General features: G+C 47.9%; 16 protein-coding genes and 2 pseudogenes. 11 read left to right on the plus strand and 7 right to left on the minus strand.

Annotated elements, in window-relative coordinates:
* Positions 1 to 13: 13 nt before the first annotated feature.
* From ABIE61_RS03925 to pilB, 5 genes are read right to left on the minus strand one after another with little or no spacing between them, the layout of a single operon-like run.
* Positions 14 to 226, minus strand: coding sequence for a DNA gyrase inhibitor YacG (locus ABIE61_RS03925; RefSeq protein ID WP_091824692.1), 213 nt, complete (start codon positions 224 to 226; stop codon positions 14 to 16).
* Positions 227 to 838 carry a dephospho-CoA kinase gene (coaE, locus tag ABIE61_RS03930; RefSeq protein WP_354406905.1) on the minus strand — a complete coding sequence of 204 codons (612 nt, stop codon included), beginning with the start codon at positions 836 to 838 and terminating at the stop codon, positions 227 to 229. It abuts the gene before it with no gap.
* The gene (locus ABIE61_RS03935; protein WP_354406908.1) at positions 838 to 1,695 is read right to left on the minus strand and encodes a prepilin peptidase; all 858 of its coding nucleotides are present in this window, start codon (positions 1,693 to 1,695) and stop codon (positions 838 to 840) included. The genes coaE and ABIE61_RS03935 overlap by 1 nt, the downstream gene beginning before the upstream one ends.
* 3 nt (positions 1,696 to 1,698) lie before the next feature.
* Entirely contained in the window at positions 1,699 to 2,943 is a 1,245-nt protein-coding gene (locus ABIE61_RS03940; RefSeq protein ID WP_206835427.1) for a type II secretion system F family protein, read from the minus strand.
* A 12-nt stretch (positions 2,944 to 2,955) separates the two neighbouring features.
* Entirely contained in the window at positions 2,956 to 4,653 is a 1,698-nt protein-coding gene (gene pilB, locus ABIE61_RS03945; protein ID WP_354407211.1) for a type IV-A pilus assembly ATPase PilB, read from the minus strand.
* 285 nt (positions 4,654 to 4,938) lie between these two features.
* Here pilB and ABIE61_RS03950 point away from each other — a divergent pair.
* Together ABIE61_RS03950 and ABIE61_RS03955 are read left to right on the plus strand one after the other, a co-directional pair.
* A pseudogene (locus ABIE61_RS03950) lies at positions 4,939 to 5,044 on the plus strand (prepilin-type N-terminal cleavage/methylation domain-containing protein); the annotation flags it as partial.
* Positions 5,045 to 5,402: 358 nt separating this feature from the next.
* Complete coding sequence (locus tag ABIE61_RS03955; protein WP_341868535.1) at positions 5,403 to 5,777, plus strand: type IV pilin protein; 375 nt, start codon at positions 5,403 to 5,405, stop codon at positions 5,775 to 5,777.
* 137 nt (positions 5,778 to 5,914) lie between these two features.
* Here the strand turns inward: ABIE61_RS03955 and ABIE61_RS03960 are convergent.
* Both ABIE61_RS03960 and ABIE61_RS03965 read right to left on the minus strand, forming a co-directional pair.
* Positions 5,915 to 6,396: pseudogene (locus tag ABIE61_RS03960) on the minus strand (IS3 family transposase); the annotation flags it as partial.
* Positions 6,392 to 6,904, minus strand: a complete 513-nt coding sequence (locus tag ABIE61_RS03965; RefSeq protein ID WP_206842164.1) for an IS66 family transposase — start codon at positions 6,902 to 6,904, stop codon at positions 6,392 to 6,394. The gene ABIE61_RS03965 and the pseudogene ABIE61_RS03960, both read right to left, overlap by 5 nt.
* Here ABIE61_RS03965 and ABIE61_RS03970 point away from each other — a divergent pair.
* The 9 genes from ABIE61_RS03970 (at position 6,847) to ABIE61_RS04010 (ending at position 16,488) form a co-directional block, all read left to right on the plus strand.
* Entirely contained in the window at positions 6,847 to 7,101 is a 255-nt protein-coding gene (locus ABIE61_RS03970) for a hypothetical protein (RefSeq protein WP_206835426.1), read from the plus strand. The two genes, ABIE61_RS03965 and ABIE61_RS03970, sit on opposite strands and share 58 nt — an antisense overlap.
* A 285-nt stretch (positions 7,102 to 7,386) precedes the next feature.
* The gene (locus ABIE61_RS03975; RefSeq protein ID WP_206842161.1) at positions 7,387 to 7,872 is read left to right on the plus strand and encodes a GspH/FimT family pseudopilin; all 486 of its coding nucleotides are present in this window, start codon (positions 7,387 to 7,389) and stop codon (positions 7,870 to 7,872) included.
* Entirely contained in the window at positions 7,869 to 8,345 is a 477-nt protein-coding gene (gene pilV / locus ABIE61_RS03980; RefSeq protein ID WP_206835423.1) for a type IV pilus modification protein PilV, read from the plus strand. The genes ABIE61_RS03975 and pilV overlap by 4 nt, the downstream gene beginning before the upstream one ends.
* Positions 8,342 to 9,373 (plus strand): PilW family protein, encoded by a 1,032-nt coding sequence (locus tag ABIE61_RS03985; protein WP_354406912.1) that lies wholly within the window; start codon positions 8,342 to 8,344, stop codon positions 9,371 to 9,373. The genes pilV and ABIE61_RS03985 overlap by 4 nt, the downstream gene beginning before the upstream one ends.
* Complete coding sequence (locus tag ABIE61_RS03990; RefSeq protein ID WP_354406915.1) at positions 9,370 to 10,011, plus strand: pilus assembly PilX family protein; 642 nt, start codon at positions 9,370 to 9,372, stop codon at positions 10,009 to 10,011. Before ABIE61_RS03985 ends, ABIE61_RS03990 begins: the two co-directional genes overlap by 4 nt.
* A 10-nt stretch (positions 10,012 to 10,021) precedes the next feature.
* On the plus strand, positions 10,022 to 13,279 hold the full coding sequence (locus ABIE61_RS03995; RefSeq protein ID WP_354406917.1) for a pilus assembly protein: 3,258 nt from the start codon (positions 10,022 to 10,024) through the stop codon (positions 13,277 to 13,279).
* Between the two features lie 4 nt (positions 13,280 to 13,283).
* Positions 13,284 to 13,685: a type IV pilin protein gene (locus tag ABIE61_RS04000; protein WP_277987729.1), complete on the plus strand. Its 402-nt coding sequence runs from the start codon at positions 13,284 to 13,286 to the stop codon at positions 13,683 to 13,685.
* 2 nt (positions 13,686 to 13,687) lie between these two features.
* Positions 13,688 to 15,139 carry an apolipoprotein N-acyltransferase gene (lnt, locus tag ABIE61_RS04005; RefSeq protein ID WP_206835408.1) on the plus strand — a complete coding sequence of 484 codons (1,452 nt, stop codon included), beginning with the start codon at positions 13,688 to 13,690 and terminating at the stop codon, positions 15,137 to 15,139.
* A 26-nt stretch (positions 15,140 to 15,165) separates the two neighbouring features.
* Positions 15,166 to 16,488, plus strand: coding sequence for a deoxyguanosinetriphosphate triphosphohydrolase (locus tag ABIE61_RS04010; protein WP_425270453.1), 1,323 nt, complete (start codon positions 15,166 to 15,168; stop codon positions 16,486 to 16,488).
* The last annotated feature ends 25 nt before the right edge of the window (positions 16,489 to 16,513 follow it).

The raw sequence follows: 16,513 nt of genomic DNA on the forward strand, positions 1-16,513 counted from the left end.
GATGAGGTGTGCTTTAATGGCGCGTTTGCATCATGCCCGGATCTTCCAGCATATCCGAGCTGAATTCATCAAACTCCGGCTCTGCCGCTATCTGATACCCCTCGCTGGCCCACTCACCCAAGTCGATCATGCGGCAGCGTTTTGAGCAAAACGGCCGGTCCGGGTTATCGATGGAGTAGAGGGTGGGTATACCGCACTGAGGGCAGTCGAGCAGTTTGCCGGCCATTTACACCTCCTCCTGTGCCAGTTGCAAAAGTTGCGGGTGCAGGGCGTTGACCGACTCGCGCAACTGATCTTCGTTGCCACTGTTGTCCAGCACAAAGTCAGCGTGCTTCAGGCGCTCTTCACGTTGCATCTGAGCCGCCAGAATCTGGCGTACCTGTGCTTCCTCGATATTATCGCGAGCCATGGTGCGACTGATTTGCAGTGCCTCGGGGGCATCCACCACAATCACCTTGCTGATCAGCAGGTGCTGGTCGGTTTCGAGCAGCAGGGGTGAAGCCAGAATGGCATAGGCGTGGCCCTGTTCGTCCAGCTGTTCAAGTGTATCCAAAATGTGATCGCGAATAAGAGGGTGCAGCAGCGCCTCAAGCCAGTTGCGTTCGCGTTCCTTGTCAAACACGATACGGCGCAGTGCAGAGCGGTCGAGGTTGCCATTGGCCTGGATGACGTGGTCGCCAAAGTGAGCGGCAATCTTGTCCAGCGCCTCACTGCCGGGTTCTACCACCAGTCGAGCTACACGGTCGGCGTCAATCACCGGTACGCTCAGTGAGATAAAACAGTCGGATGCAGCACTCTTGCCACTGCCGATTCCACCTGTAAGTCCTGCTACCAGCATCAAAAGCTCCCCAAATAAGCGGAAATGATCTGATCACCCCAGACCAGTGCGATCCACCCGGCAATTGCCAGATAGGGCCCAAACGGAAGTGGATTTTGCGCGCTATGGCGACGTAATGCAATCAGGCTGAACGCCAGCACGACACCCACCACCGATGACAGCAAAATCACCAGCGGCAGTACCTGTACCCCGCCCCAGGCACCGATGGCAGCCAGCAGTTTGAAGTCACCATAGCCCATGCCTTCCTTGCCGGTCACCAGCTTGAACAGCCAGTAAACGGCCCAGAGTACAAGATAGCCGGCGGCCGCACCGAATACGGCACTTTCAAGCGAAGTAAATACACCTTGTGTATTCAGCAGCAGCCCCAGCCACAACAGGGGCAGAGTGATACTGTCGGGCAGCAGTTGGTGGTCCAGGTCGATAAAAGTGAGCACAATGAGCGCCCAGCTCAGCACCACCAGTGCCATGCCCTGAGGTGTCAGGCCGAAATGCCAGATCAACCAGCCCCCGATCAGACCTGTGATCAGTTCGATCAGCGGATAGCGTACCGAGATGCGCGTGCCGCAATCACTGCAGCGGCCACGCAAAAACAGCCAGCTGACCACTGGAATGTTTTCGTACCACTGAATCAGGTGGCCACAGCTACCGCAACGTGAACGTGGCACCATCAGGTTAAAGCGCTCCTGAGGTACGGGCGCAGACGCATCGGCCTCAGCCTGCAGCATCGCATCCCACTCGCGCTGCATCATAACCGGCAGCCGCAGTATCACCACATTCAGAAAACTGCCCACCAGCAGTGAGGTAACTAAAGCAAAAAGAGCCGCAACCAGCGGCTCTGTCATTAACAATTCGATCATTGCTCAGCCAACCACCTGGCCCAGCTGGAAGATCGGCAGGTACATGGCAATAACAAGCCCACCCACCAATACGCCAAGAATGACCATAATCATCGGTTCCAGCAGGCTGGAAAGGTTGTCCACTGCGTTATCCACATCTTCTTCATAGAAGGTGGCAATTTTATCCAGCATGTGATCAAGAGAGCCCGCCTCTTCACCGATTGATAACATCTGTATCACCATTACAGGAAATATACCGGTCATGGTAGTAGCATTGGTTAGCGATTGCCCCGTCGATACCCCGTTTCTAATCTGCTTGATAGCATCACTGTAAACCACATTACCCGTAGAGCCCGCTGCAGAATTGAGGGCTTCTACCAACGGTACCCCTGCAGCGAAAGTTGTGGCCAATGTGCGTGCAAAGCGGGCAACTGCAGCTTTATGGAGAATTCCGCCAAATACAGGTAGCCTTAGAATTGATCTATCAACGAGATTCGAGAACTTCTCCGACCTGGCGTGTAGTTTTGCAAAAAAGAAAACAGACGCGACAATGATTAACAGCACCACAAACCACCATTTCTGCATCCACTCAGACATGTTCACCACGAGTTGTGTGAACGCAGGGAGGTCGGCACCGAATCCCCTGAATATTGAGTCAAACTGAGGCACAACCTTCACAAGAAGAATCGCAGATACAATGACACCCACAACAATCACTGCAATCGGGTAAGTCATGGCTTTTTTGATTTTCTTTTTGAGAGACTCAGTTTTCTCTTTGTAGGTTGCGATTCTGTCGAGCATGGTTTCCAAGGCGCCCGACTGTTCACCAGCTTGCACAAGGGAGCATACAAGGTCATCAAAATAGTCGGGGTGTCTCGCTAGTGCAGATGCAAAATCAGTCCCTGAGTTGACATCGGAACGTACAGTCTGAATGAGTTTTTTAAGCTTGAACTTGTCTGCACCGTTCGAAACAAGATCGAGCGCCTGTAACAGGGGGACACCGGCTCTCATCATGGTGGCCAGTTGGCGAATAAGGTAAGCAATATCAACCGGCTTAATGGGCTTGCTTTTGCTTCCAAAAAGACCCATGCCCTCTTTGTGAATTTTGTGGGGATTAACACCCTGATGACGAAGGAGAGATTTTGCTTTAGCAAGGTTTACCGCGTCAATTTTACCTTTGCTGATATTGCCGCTCTTGTCGCGCCCTTGCCAGACGTAGGTGTTTTTCACTTCTTCCTGTTGTTGCTTTCGACTTAGTGCTTTAGCCATGTTCAATCCTTGTCAGGTCTTGATGACGCGGTTCATCTCTTCCAAACTCGTCAAGCCATTGGCAACTTTGATGAGACCTGCCTCGCGAAGCGTCTTGAAGCCTTCTTGTTTTGCCACTCTGAGTATATCAATAGATGTGCCGTTATCCATAATGCACTCAGCCACGTCTGCTGTCATCTGCAGTATCTCGTAAATACCCACACGTCCCTTATAGCCACGATTGCAGCTGTTACAACCTTTATGGTTTGCTTCATATATGTGCAATGCAGGTATTGCCTCTATAGAAAAACCTTCCTCGATCAAGGTGGCCTCTGGTAGGTTGACAGGTTTTTTACAGTCTGAACATAGTCGACGTCCCAGTCTCTGAGCTATGATCAAGCTTACAGATGTTGCAATATTGAATGCAGGTACTCCCATGTTTCGTAACCGTGTCAGAGTTTCGGGTGCACTATTTGTATGCAATGTAGACAGCACCATGTGCCCTGTTTGAGCAGCCTTGATCGCAATCTCGGCTGTTTCCAAGTCACGAATCTCACCCACCATCACCACGTCGGGGTCTTGGCGCAAAAAGGCACGAAGTGCTTCAGCAAATGTAAGCCCGACTTTAGGGTTAACATGGACCTGGTTAACCCCCTCTAGGTTGATCTCTACCGGGTCTTCTGCAGTCGAAATATTGCGCTCTTCTGTATTTAAAATATTGAGACCGGTATAAAGCGTTACTGTTTTGCCCGAGCCAGTGGGGCCTGTGACTAAAATCATACCCTGCGGCTGCTCAAGCGTAGACATGAAGGCTTCTTTCTGATCCGGCTCAAAGCCCAAAGCTTCAACACCCATTTGGGCGCTGGTAGGATCCAGGATTCGCAATACAATCTTTTCACCCCAAAGAGTAGGGAGTGTGTTGACACGGAAGTCAATAGCGCGCTTTGCGGAAACCTTTAACTTAATGCGTCCGTCCTGAGGTACGCGCTTCTCTGATATATCCATCTTGGACATGACCTTCAAGCGAGCAGTTAATCGGCTGGCGAGGTTCAGGGGTGGGCGGTGTACCTCCTGCAGTATCCCATCAATACGACAACGTACCCTGTATGCTTTCTCGTACGGTTCAAAGTGAATATCTGAAGCGCCTTTCTTTATCGCGTCCAGTAGTACTCTGTTGATAAATCGAACAATTGGGGTTTCGTTAGCTGCATCTTCAGCGACATCTTCTTCCGTTTGTTCAGTTGGATGCAGTTGCAGGTTTTCCAGGTCTTCATCTTCCAGCTCGTCCATGGCTGTTGATGAGTGCTCCAGGTACTGGTCAAGCCGACGGGTTAGCTTGTCATCTTCGACAATGACAGCCTCAGTTGTGATGCCAGTCTGAAATTTGATTTCGTCGAGCGCCTGGATATTTGTAGGGTCGGAAACGGCAATGAATAACCTGTTTTCCCGACGCATCAGCGGAAGAACATGGTGCTTGGTGATCAGGCCCTCGGCTACAACCTCTTTGGGCAGTAGCTCATCAGAGATGGCGTCGATGTCAAAAAGAGGTAAGCCGAACTCATCAGATGCGGCAGTAGCGGCCCGCTGGGCGCTGACGAGTCTGTGCTTGATTATGTAGGTTATGAACGGCTGGCCAGCCTTTTGGGCTTCTTGAATCGCATCCTGTGCGACTTCGGCTGAGAAAACACCATCATTGACCAAGCGTTTGGCCAAGCCTGTAAGGGGTTGCATTCCTCTAGACACCGGGACTCCTGTAACCTCAAAACTGCACATTGCGGCTGTATAGTAATGGCAATCAAAGCACAGCGGCAGTCAAACTGTAAACTATTCTGGGTAGAGTGATCAGCCTTTGATTCAGCTCAAGCTAATTTTGCATTCAGTTTGTGTTAAGGCTGGACAGGGAGGTAATCACTGGCCTAGTATCTAATGCAGCGTCGGGGTAACAGGAGATGTGCCCGCATGCTGCACCTCTTTTAGAAACGTTAACTCGCTGGAGAGATAACCATGAAAAAACAGATGAATCAGAAGGGTTTTACTCTGATCGAACTTATGATCGTTGTGGCGATCATCGGTATTCTGGCTGCGATCGCGCTGCCTGCTTATCAGGATTATACGCGTAAGGCGGCGAACAATGCGTGTTTGGCTGAGGCTAAAGGTGCTGCAAATGCGTTGTTGATAGCTGTATCAGAAGAGGGGGCATCTGCACCCGCCAGCGCTGAACCGTCAGAGTGGAGTGCTTGTGCAGGAAATGCACCAGGTAACTTTACTGTAGCGAATTTTGCATCCCCTGGATCGGTTACTGTGGTTGCGGCGGAACCAGGTGGCGCAACTATTAAATGTGATACTGAAAGTGCTAACTGCTCACATGATGGCTGATAATTGATGTGATGTGTGTGTGATTAATTTGAGTTACTTCATCGAAGCCCTGGATTGTCGGGGCTTCTTTGTTTTTGACCAATGTCCAAATGCCGGAGGTGGCTATGAACAGGGCAAAGGGATTCACACTGATTGAGCTGATGGTTGTGGTTGCCATTATCGGCATTTTGGCCGCGGTAGCATTGCCAGCATATCTTGATTACACGCGTAAGGCAGCTAACAGTGCCTGTATGGGGGAGGCAAAAGGCTATGCGATGAGTGCTTTGGTGGCTCTAACCGATGGCAGTAGTTCATTTCCTTCGCCGACTGAGTCCGCCTGTGTATGGATAACCGATGTGGCAGCTATTGCCAGTCCAACGGTTGGTGCCGAAATTCAGGCTTACCCCAAAAGCCCCGGTGATACGGGCATACGTTGTAATTTGAATGCCGATACCGCTTGCCGTCCGGATACAACGGGTACAGTCGGGCCAACACCTTAATCAAGGGAGAAAAAAGGGGGCAGACCCCATTTCCATTTCCTGATATCGTGATGCTTCCATTAAACGTATTTGATGGGGGATACTATGCCTCGCCGTGCGCGTGTCGTTCTGGACGGTGTACCCTTGCACTGTAGTGGTTAACCAATCCCGGACAGTATTTTAAGGTTTTCTTCGGCGGCAACAGGCGAAATGCCGTCGTTAAATGCGTGAGGTCGCTGCCGGTTGTAGTAGTCCATCAGGTAGCCCCCAACATCTTTCTTGGCCTCGGCCAGGTTCTGATACCCCAAGGCTGGTATCCACTCCGATTTCAGACTCCGGTACAGCCTTACCATCGGAGCGTATCCCAGCAGTTGCCGCGCTGGCTCATGCTTTGCGTCATTCGATAGCGCCAGAGTCTCTGACGGAATTTACGGCTGGCGTACTGGCTTCCCTGGTCTGAGTGGAACATGACTTTCTCTGGTTGGCCACGCTGCTCCCAGGCGTGGTCCAGCGCTTTGACAACCAAGTCCGCATCCGGGCTGGATGACATCGCCCAACCAACAACGCGTCGGGCACACAGATCCAGCACGACTGCCAAATAGCTCCACTGCTGACCGCTCCATACATAGGTGATGTCACCACGCCTTGCGGGTGAGTCCACCCTTCATGACACGCCCCACGTTAGCGTCCAGCCAGGTCTTGAACGCTTCCAGTCGAGGCAGGCTCGATGCCTGACGGATCTGATAGCGTTCGGCCACGCTCAGGTCCTTGATCTGACGTTCGATGGCATACAGTTTGTTGATGTGACTGAGTGCCGCATCCGCTTTGGACGGCTTGGCCTGTTTGCCTTTACTCGCCGGCTTGGCCGCTTTGGTCGCTTCGATGAACTTGCGGCGGGCATGATTCCAGCAGTCGATGCGTGTCAGCTCATTGGCTGAACAGATCGGCGCATAACCGGAGTAACCATCGGCCTGCAGGACACCCTTGAAGTCATCGAGCAGGCGTACGGGTACCGGAGTGCTTGGAATTGTTGTTGAACATAGTGTTATACTTTTTCGGGGAGCTAAAGCTGCTTGTGCAAGGAGGTAACGTGGTTCACGCGAAGCTTTTTTTTGAAGATGGCCAAGATGTATATGTATGTCTTGCAGCCCGCCCGCTGGTGGGTGAGTTTATTGTGTTTAATGAGGATCGCTTCAGGGTCAAGGATGTCACCCACATTGCTACCCCTATTGATGCTCAAGACTTGTCGCCGATGGTGGTCGTAAAGCTTGGTATTGGCCGCAAAGGTTCTCATCGGCACCTTTTGGAATCTTCGCCCAAGGGCTTTTATACAGGTTCTGATTGACTTTCTTTATATGTCTCTCTGTTGCCAGGAGCTTTCACTCCCCATAGGCTGGGCTTGAATGCTCCTGGTTTCCTCATGCTCATGCAAAAAACCAACTCATGTCGTTCGACTCTTTTTGTCGCCTCAATCCGTGACTTGGCTCATGGAATCACTCAGCTGGCTTAACGTGCCTTAACTTGAAGCGATATTATGATCCTGTCTGGATAAAAGATCTGAGTTAGGGACTATACTCAATGTGGCTTTTCCAAAAGGAGTTGTCGATGTTTCCGAAGAAGGTCTGCTCCCATGTATGAAATTGGTAGAATCCGCCAAGCAGGTGTGACGCTGGTTGAGATCATGGTAACTGTTGTGGTGTTGGGGGTTCTTGCTGCCATCGCTATACCGGGTTTTGATGCTTATTCTTCTACCAGTGCTCGACGTGCTGCTGTGAGTGATTTTCTCAGTGCGGCAGGGTTGGCGCGTTCCATGGCAATACAGCGAGGGCAAGATGTTACTCTCTGTCCACGAAACGGAAATCAATGTTCAGCAGCTGCGGACTGGAGCAACGGTTGGCTTATGGTGACGGGTGGTCAGGTGATGAGGTCTTGGGGGGAGACACCATCCGGTGTGCAGCAAATGTCGGCAGATAGTGGTGGTGCCATTACCTGGTCATCAACCGGTATGGTTAGTGCTGCCAGAAATATTGAATTGATTATGATTGACGGTGCTCAAAGATGTATCCGTATCACGACACTTGGGCGTGTAAGTACAGAGACAGGAGCCTGTCCATGATGTCAGCAAGCAGACATTTGAAGTCACAGTTGGGTGTGTCTTTGATCGAAGTAATGGTCGCTGTTGTAATTGTTGCAGTAGGGCTGCTTGGTATAGCCAAGTTGCAAGTCGCTTCATTAAAAAATAATCAGGCTGCTGTTCAGCAAAGTGGTGCCGTGATGGCCGTCTATTCAATTCTGGATCGAATGCGAGCAAATCGGATAGACTTGGGTGGATACGAGCTAAGCAATTGGGCCTCTTCAGGTCCAGCCGGAGGAAGTTTGGCGGCCAATGATTTGGATGAATGGTTCGATGAGTTACGCGGCAATCTTAATGCTCAACCACCTATCATGCCGATGGTCGGGCCTTCAGCGCAAGCACGGATACAGTGCAATGCAAGCCGCTACTGCCAAATTGAAATCAGGTGGAATGAGCGAGTTGATGGTCAAGGGAATGTAGCAACCCAGTCTATTGAGATTGAGGCCCAGTTATGAAAAATGCTGAACGCCTTTGTTGTAAGGGCAAGAAGACAAGTGGGTTTTCGCTTATCGAGTTGATGGTTGCCATGGTGATCGGTTTGGTAATCCTTGGAGCCGTCCTGAGTGTCTTTCTTGTGAACACTCGATCAATGGAAACAACCGAAAATTTGTCTAAGCTTCAAGAAGGTGCGCGGGCGGCGTTTGAGATAATGTCTCGTCAGCTTAGAGAGGTTGCACCGAGTAGTTGTTTCACATCAGACCTTTCGGGTGCAGGGAGTGGCTGGTGGGATGGTCTTGATGACGAGCTAACACCTGATCTGACAGGGTTCCCTGATGTGGGAAATAGTGATGTGCTTCAGATGTACACATCGGCGCCGGGGTTTGCCAATTCTGCCAATTTATTATCAAGAAATTGTAGTCTTGCCGATGGACTTTTTGAGATTGCACTCTTTCCTGTTGCTTGGTTTGTTGGCTGTACAGATGGGGCGGCAAATTGTGCCGAAGGGGATCGTAGTCTCTTTATATCACGAGTGAGTAGCGCAGGTAATGCACTTAGTGAGCCAGTGATGGACGGTGTCGTACGCATGGAGATCCAGAGGCTAAGGTATGGCAGCTCATCCTATGTGTTAACACCCCGTCTCATTAATAGTGATACCTTACCTCTCACACTGGTTGCTGGTTATGGTCCCGCAAGTGGTGGTGGCGGTGTGGGTGGAGGTGGCGGTGACGATGATGATGACGGAGGTGATGATGGAGGCCAGCCGGGCGGTGGAGATGACGGCGGTGGAGATGACGGCGGTGGAGATGACGGCGGTGGAGATGACGGCGGTGGAGATGACGGCGGTGGAGATGACGGCGGTGGAGACGACGGCGGTGGAGATGACGGCGGTGGTGATGATGAGACCAATGAAGAGCCAACTGAGCCAGAGCCCTTGGCTGATGATGTTGTAGCCATCAAGGTGACACTCCATTTCTTCAATGAGGATGGTGAGCCAGTTCCTTTTACTCACGTTATCAGTTTGCGTAACAGGATCAGATCATGAGTGCTAAGCGTTATCACTCTTGCCTAAGAAGTAATATAAAGACTTGGCAGTCTCAGCAAGGTATAGCATTGCTTGTGGCTATGATAATTCTTTTGGCAATTACCCTGATTGGTTTGGCAGGCAGCCGTTCAACCGGAATGCAGCAGAGGATGACGGCAAACTTTCACGACAGGGCAGTCGCATTCCAAACAGCTGAGACAGCGCTTGAAGTTGCAGAAAATATTGCCCTGAGCAGGACGTTGAATACTGATGGTACATATGTTTACACAAGTATGAGCTTGGCAGAGCAACGAGCTTATTTTGATGGTCTTGAATCGTTTGTTGATTGCTCGTCTTCAACTGAAAACCAGTGCGCTTTTAATGTCGATGATAGTTATTTACAAGATATGACTGTTCCGTCATCCAGTAGCTTGCTGGCCTCTGATGTTGATATTAGCTATATCATACAGTTAATGGGTGAAGGTGTGGAAACGGGAAACGCAACAGCTTCTCAAAGCGGGCAGTGTTTACAGTATCCAGCAGCAGGATGTGAGCCGCCCAATGTATCCTCCATGTATCTCCGAGTAACCGTGACTGTTGATCAGCCTGATCGTGCAAGAGTGAAATTACAGTCTGTGGTCAAAAGAACTTTTTCCTGAGGTGATCGCGATGAACCCTTCAACCCTGCGAGTAGACATAAAGCATCAGTCCAGAATCCTCAAAGTGTTGCTTCTTTCGATGCTAAGTTCAATCTCAGCGGCAGAAGTTGTTATTGATCAAAGACCTTTGACAGTTACGGATCCTCTCGAGCCTAATTTACTTTATATGCAGGACGACTCAGGCTCTATGAGGTGGGGTTTTGTACCTGATGAGTTGGCAAGCGATCGGAGCTGTAGTGGTGAGGTATCTTTCTATGGCGAGGATCGGCAAAATTGCACAGCCAGTAGCAATCCATTTTTTGTATCCAGCTCAATAAATAAAATTTATTTTGACCCTAACCAAACATATCAACCACCTGTAAAAGAGATAAGCTTTAATTCAGCTGGTGATGTCACCATTGTGCGCTACCCAAATGCAACCTTCACAAACGCGTATTTTGATGGATATGCTCAATCGGGAACACGCTTGAATCTTGCAACAAGCTATCGAGCCTTGATGGATGATTATTACTATAGTTCTGATGGGTTCTTGGTGACAGCTTCCCGACTGAACGGTTTTTATTATGAATACGATACAGATAACTGCTCAACATCTCTATCAGATGATGACTACGAAGATAGTGACTGCTATACGCTAAGATATGTAACTTCTGCACAAGAACAAAATTTTGCCAACTGGTTTTCTTTTTATCGTACGCGAGTGCATGTCAGTAAAGCAGGCGTTAGTGAGGCTTTTAGTAAGCTACCACCAACCTATCGTTTAGGCTATGGATCTATCAATAGTAATACCATCTATGGTGTCAGACCTTTTTCATCGCGTGCTGATAATTTTTACTCGTGGCTGGCTGATCTCAGTCCGAATGGAGGTACACCACTAAGACAAGCTCTTGAACGAGCCGGTAATTACTACGAAAATAATGATGAACCTTGGCGTATAAATCCTTCTTCCTCCAGTAGTGATTTATTGTCTTGTAGGCAAAATTTCACAGTTATGATGACCGATGGTTATTGGTCTGGCGGATCCCCTAATGGAGATATTGGAGACTATGATAGTGATACTAGAGAAGTCACACTTGCCGACGTTGCTTACTATTATTGGAGGCGAGACCTAAGAAGTAACTTGAGAAATGATGTTCCTGCTTCACCGGCAAATTGGCAACACATGGTGACTTTGGGCTTAAGCTTTGGTGTGGGCGGTACGCCTGGCCTCAAAGAAGAAGCATTGCAGGTGCTGAATTCCTGTGGCCAAACTGCTGATTGCGAAGCGTTACAGGATGATGTGAACTGGCCTAATCCGATGCCGTCATCAAATGATGGCTGGCAACGCATTGATGATCTTCTGCATGCTGCTGTAAATAGCAGAGGCAATTACTTTTCGTCCCAAAACCCTCAAGAATTTGTGGAAGGTTTGGACGCAATTATCGCCAGTATTAAGGAGAGGCCTGGTAGTGGAACAAGTTTGGCATCCTCAACAACAGGGGCTGGAGATTTTGTTTATGCTAGTGGTTATACGTCAGTTACATGGGATGGTTACCTTAAGGCCTACTCGGTAAATGCGGATGGTGGGTTAGAAAATGTCATATGGGAATCAAGTTTTCCCGCTCATACTGAAAGGAAAATACTGACACGGCGAGATTCTGATGGTGCTACCATAGAGGTAAAATGGGATGGGTTGAGTGACACTCTGCGTTCACTTCTATCCTCATCCGGTGTTACGGAAGAAGTGCTGGATTACTTGAGAGGCGACAGAACTAAAGAGCGGATATCTTTAGTGGATACAAACGAAAATCGTCCATATCGTTTTAGAGGTGGGTCAGTCTTAGGTGGGATTATTAACTCAAGCCCTGTTTTTATACCTAAAGTAAATCCTGATAAGTTTAAAACCTTTAACTGGAGTGAGTTGTCAAGCTACGAAAGTTTTGCTGAAGGCGATGCTGGCTCAAGAGCTGAGGTTATTTATACGGGTGCGAATGATGGTATGCTGCATGCTTTTTATACGGGTAATGGACCAGAGGCAGGTGAAGAGGTCTTTGCATATATTCCCTCATTTTTATTAGATGATATTGGTGTTTTGAGCGACCCTGATTATGTGCATCGATACTTTATAGATGGTGATTTAACTGCTGCAGAGGTGTATGTAGCAGGTAGTTGGAAGACAGTGCTTGTCGGTACACTTGGTCGCGGTGGTGAAGGTATATTCGTTCTTGATGTTACAGACCCAACATCACCACAGGTGCTTTATGAATATGACGGATCATCATATACTGATATTGGTAAAATTATTGGAAAACCAACAATCACGCGTCTTGAGGATGGAAGCTGGGTTGTTTTGTTAGGTAATGGCTACAATAGTAGTAGCCACGATGCAAAACTACTTAAAATAGATCTTTCAACTGGTGTGCTTACCTCTACAACAATAGCAAGTGGCTCAGCGGCCAATCCGAATGGACTCGGTAGTCCTTTTGCGTGGGATTCAGATCAAAGTGGTGCATTCGACTTGGTTTATGCTGCAGACTATCAGGGCGATGTGTGGGCAATCGATATCTCTTCCAGCTCTGTAACGAGCAGGAAGGTATTTGACGGCTATCAGGCTATAACTGCTCCTGTTTTTGTTACAAAGCAACCTGATACTTCTTATACTTGGATTTTTGTTGGTACTGGCCGCTTTTTGAGTGAAGATGATATCGGTAATACTGGCGTGCAAACTTGGTATGGTTTCAAAGATCCAGGAGCAGGTGTAGTTCTTGATAGGTCTGATCTTAAAGAGCGTACGATCACTGCCGAGATTGAAATAGCAGGTTTCGATGCGCGAACTGTCTCTTCAGCTTCCTCTGGAGATATGGCGGGTAAGCAAGGTTGGTTCATGGATCTGGTTGTAGGCGGTAACAATCAGGGGGAGCGTATGGTGTTCCAGAACCGAATTGTCGGAAATGTATTACTGGGCTCAACTTTGCTGCCAGTTGCTGACCCGTGTCAGCCTGGTGGTACAGGTTATTTGATGTCGATAGATGCATTTACTGGGGCTGGTCTAGAGGATTTCTTCTTTGATTATAGCGGTGATGGTCAGTATGGATCTGAAGATAAATACGGGGACAGCTTTGGTAGCGGGATTTCATTCGGTGCTATTCCATCAGTTCCTGTTATTGTGAATGGCTCGGTGATTGTTCAGCAGGAGAACACTCAAATAGGTGAGACTTCTATTATAATTAGTGGAGGATCAGGTCTAACAATTGAAAGAATACTTTGGCGTGAAATGACAGGAGGCTGAGTGAATGATGAAGTATAGAGCGGCGGGTTTCACGCTAATTGAGGTTCTGATAGCAGTTCTGATTATAGGTATTCTTGCATCTATAGCATATCCTGCCTATTTGCAGTATGTCGAAAGCGGACGACGTAAATCTGCAACAAGTTGCCTTTCTGAGCTTGCACAGTATATGGAGCAAGCTTATGCTCGGACGTTTTCTTATTCTGTAGCATTACCTTTAAATGAAACATCTTGTGACAATGACTTACAGTTATTCTATTCATTTCAGTTTGCTCAAGGGCAACCTACGCAGACTACATATAATATTCAAGCTGTACCCGTCGGTGCTCAATCAGGTGACGCGTGTGGTACATTGTCGCTTAACCAAGCAGGTCAAACGACTCCTACAACTTCAGGCTGTCAGTGGTAGATGTGTTTTATAAATCACTGTTTGTTATTGTGGCCGGAGCCTCAACAGCTCTGGCTTTTTCTCCTTTTAATCTGTTTCTTTTATCACTTGTTGGCCCCGTTGTTCTTTATTTCGTGACTCGTGATACCGCCACTCGAGTTGTGGTTTTGTTTTTTGGTCTATTCTCAGTTTCATTTTATTTATCCGGTGCTCATTGGATATTTATCCCACTTATAAAAAAATCAAATAGTAATTTTATTTCATTGTTATTATTTACTCTATTTATTGCTGTATTAGTATTACACTTCTCTTTTTTTGGTTACATCTACTCGGTATTGTCAAGGTTATTCAGGTTTTATCCTATTCTATTTGGTCTGGCATGGGGTGGGATAGAGTTGTCACGAGAGTTCATTTTTAGTGGGTTTCCATGGTTGAGCATAGGTTTTTCATGGGTTGATAGTCCGTTCAGTTCACTTCTTGGATTTTTGGGAGTGTGGGGTGTAAGTGTTTTTTTGGTGGTTTTTTCGGTCTTTACAATTAATTGCCTAGTTCATGGAAATATAGTTCAGGCCGCATGGGCAGGAATGATTTTTATTATTATATACAGTGTTTCGGAGCTGAGTATTTCGAGAATTTATTATGATCAGAAAATAAAAGTTGCTATGATACAGCCGGGTATTTTGAGTGATGAGAAGGACGATAATAGGTTTTATGAAAGAACTCATGATCTAATTATGCGATCAGAGGAGTTTATAGGTTTTGATATTATCGTTTGGCCTGAAACGGCTTTACCTCGTTATGGGAAAGTCAGGAGCTTAATGGATCCTTTTAGGAAAACTCTTAATTCAAATAGAACCGCGCTTTTAAGTGGTTTTGTATACAGAGGTAATGTTGGCTTTGAGACTGTCTCTCACAATAGTATTGGACTGTTTTCTATGGGTGATAGTGTTTATCATAAAGTCAAATTAATTGAAATATTTGAAAAAAAACCAAAGAATCAATTAATTAAAAATTGGTTAAAAAGTTTTGGTTTTAATAACGATTTTAGAAAGTCCGATACTAATATCGAATATTTCAATGTTGCTGGATTAAATATTGCTCCTTTTATTTGTTATGAAATTGCATTTACAATTTATTCACATGATGCTTACTCTGAGTCAGATCTGATCGTTAATGTTGTAAATGATGGGTGGTTTAATAATACAATCGAGCCATATCAGCATTTACAAATTGCCCGGGCGAGAGCACTTGAGTCAGGTCGATGGATCATTAGATCGGCTAACGATGGTGTTTCTGCTTTTATAGAGCCAAATGGTAATATATATGCCTCACTTGGCAGAGATCACCCCGGGGCTTTGATGGCTGATATTCATTTATATAGAGATAATAATCTGTATAGTACTTTTGGTTTTTTAAACATATTATTGGTTTTGGTTTTTTTTGTTTTTATTATATGGTTTTTTAAGTTAGAGTGAAGTGATGATATGATTCTTTGGGGTTTTTGATAGTGAATTGGTGTCACTTATTATCAACACAGCGCTATGGCCATACTGAAGTAGAACCTGACGAAGTTGGACGTTCGCATTTCCATAAGGACCACGATCGCATCATCTTCTCTAGTGCGTTTCGCAGGCTCGGACGCAAGACTCAGGTTCACCCCTTTGCCCTCAATGATCATATCCACACCCGCCTGACTCATTCGATGGAAGTCGGCAGTGTGGGGCGCAGCCTCGGTATTCGTGTGGGTGAGCTGATTGTAGATGAGTTGCCGCCTTGGGTCACACCACATGACCTGGGCATGATTGTCCAGTCGGCATGTTTGGCACACGATATAGGTAACCCACCTTTTGGGCATGCCGGCGAGTATGCCATTCGTGACTGGTTCAGTCACCATCAGGATGATGTGCGCCTGGAGCCACTGTCTGAGCTGGAACTGATGGACTTGCAAGTGTTCGAGGGCAATGCCCAGGGTTTTCGGGTGGTAACCCGCATTGAGAACCATCTGTTTGATGGCGGCTTGCGCCTGACATTTCCGACACTGGGAACGTTGCTGAAATACCCTTGGGGGGTTGAACATGCAGGACCGCGCGGCAAGTTCAGTGCGTTCTGTTCAGAGCGCGATATTCTGAATGCACTGGGGCGTGATCTTGGGCTGGTGCTTCAAGTTGACGGGCGTTGGTGCCGTCATCCTCTTGCCTATGTGCTGGAGGCTGCGGATGATATCTGCTATGCCATTCTGGATCTTGAGGACGCCATCGAGTTGCACATCCTGAGCTTTGAGGATGTAAAACAGATTTTGCTGCAGTTGTGCGGTGATCTTGAGTTTGATGATAAGATTTTTGCATCTCACGCTTCGGCCCGGCGCAAAATTTCGGCCTTGCGCGGCAAGGCGATGGAAAACATGGTCAACTCGGTGGTGCAGGTGTTTGCGCGCCAGTATTCGGCAATCATGGCGGGCACTTACACGGGCGAGCTTCTGCTGGACGGCGACCCGATGGTGCGTGAAGGCATCAATACGGCCAAGTGCGTTGCCCGTGAACGGGTATTTCCCGATACTCGCAAGGCTGAGCTGGAAGTGGGTGCTTACACCACGTTGGGTATTCTGCTGGAGGCGTTCATGGATGCGGTGTATGAGCAGTACTGCAAGGGCCGCGGAGGGCTGGGCTATCGCAGCCAGAAGATCATCAGCCTGATGGGTATTCATGCCCCTGCAGCGGACTGGTCCCTGTATGACAGCTACCGCCGTGCGCTGGATTTTATCTCCGGTATGACCGATAACTACGCCAGCTACCTGGCACGCCAGATTGGTGGTGTGGGGCTTTAGGTCCATAATGTAACGCGGTTCTTTG

Source organism: Marinobacterium sp. MBR-111 (assembly GCF_040547585.1).
Taxonomy (GTDB): Bacteria; Pseudomonadota; Gammaproteobacteria; order Pseudomonadales; family Balneatricaceae; genus Marinobacterium; species Marinobacterium iners.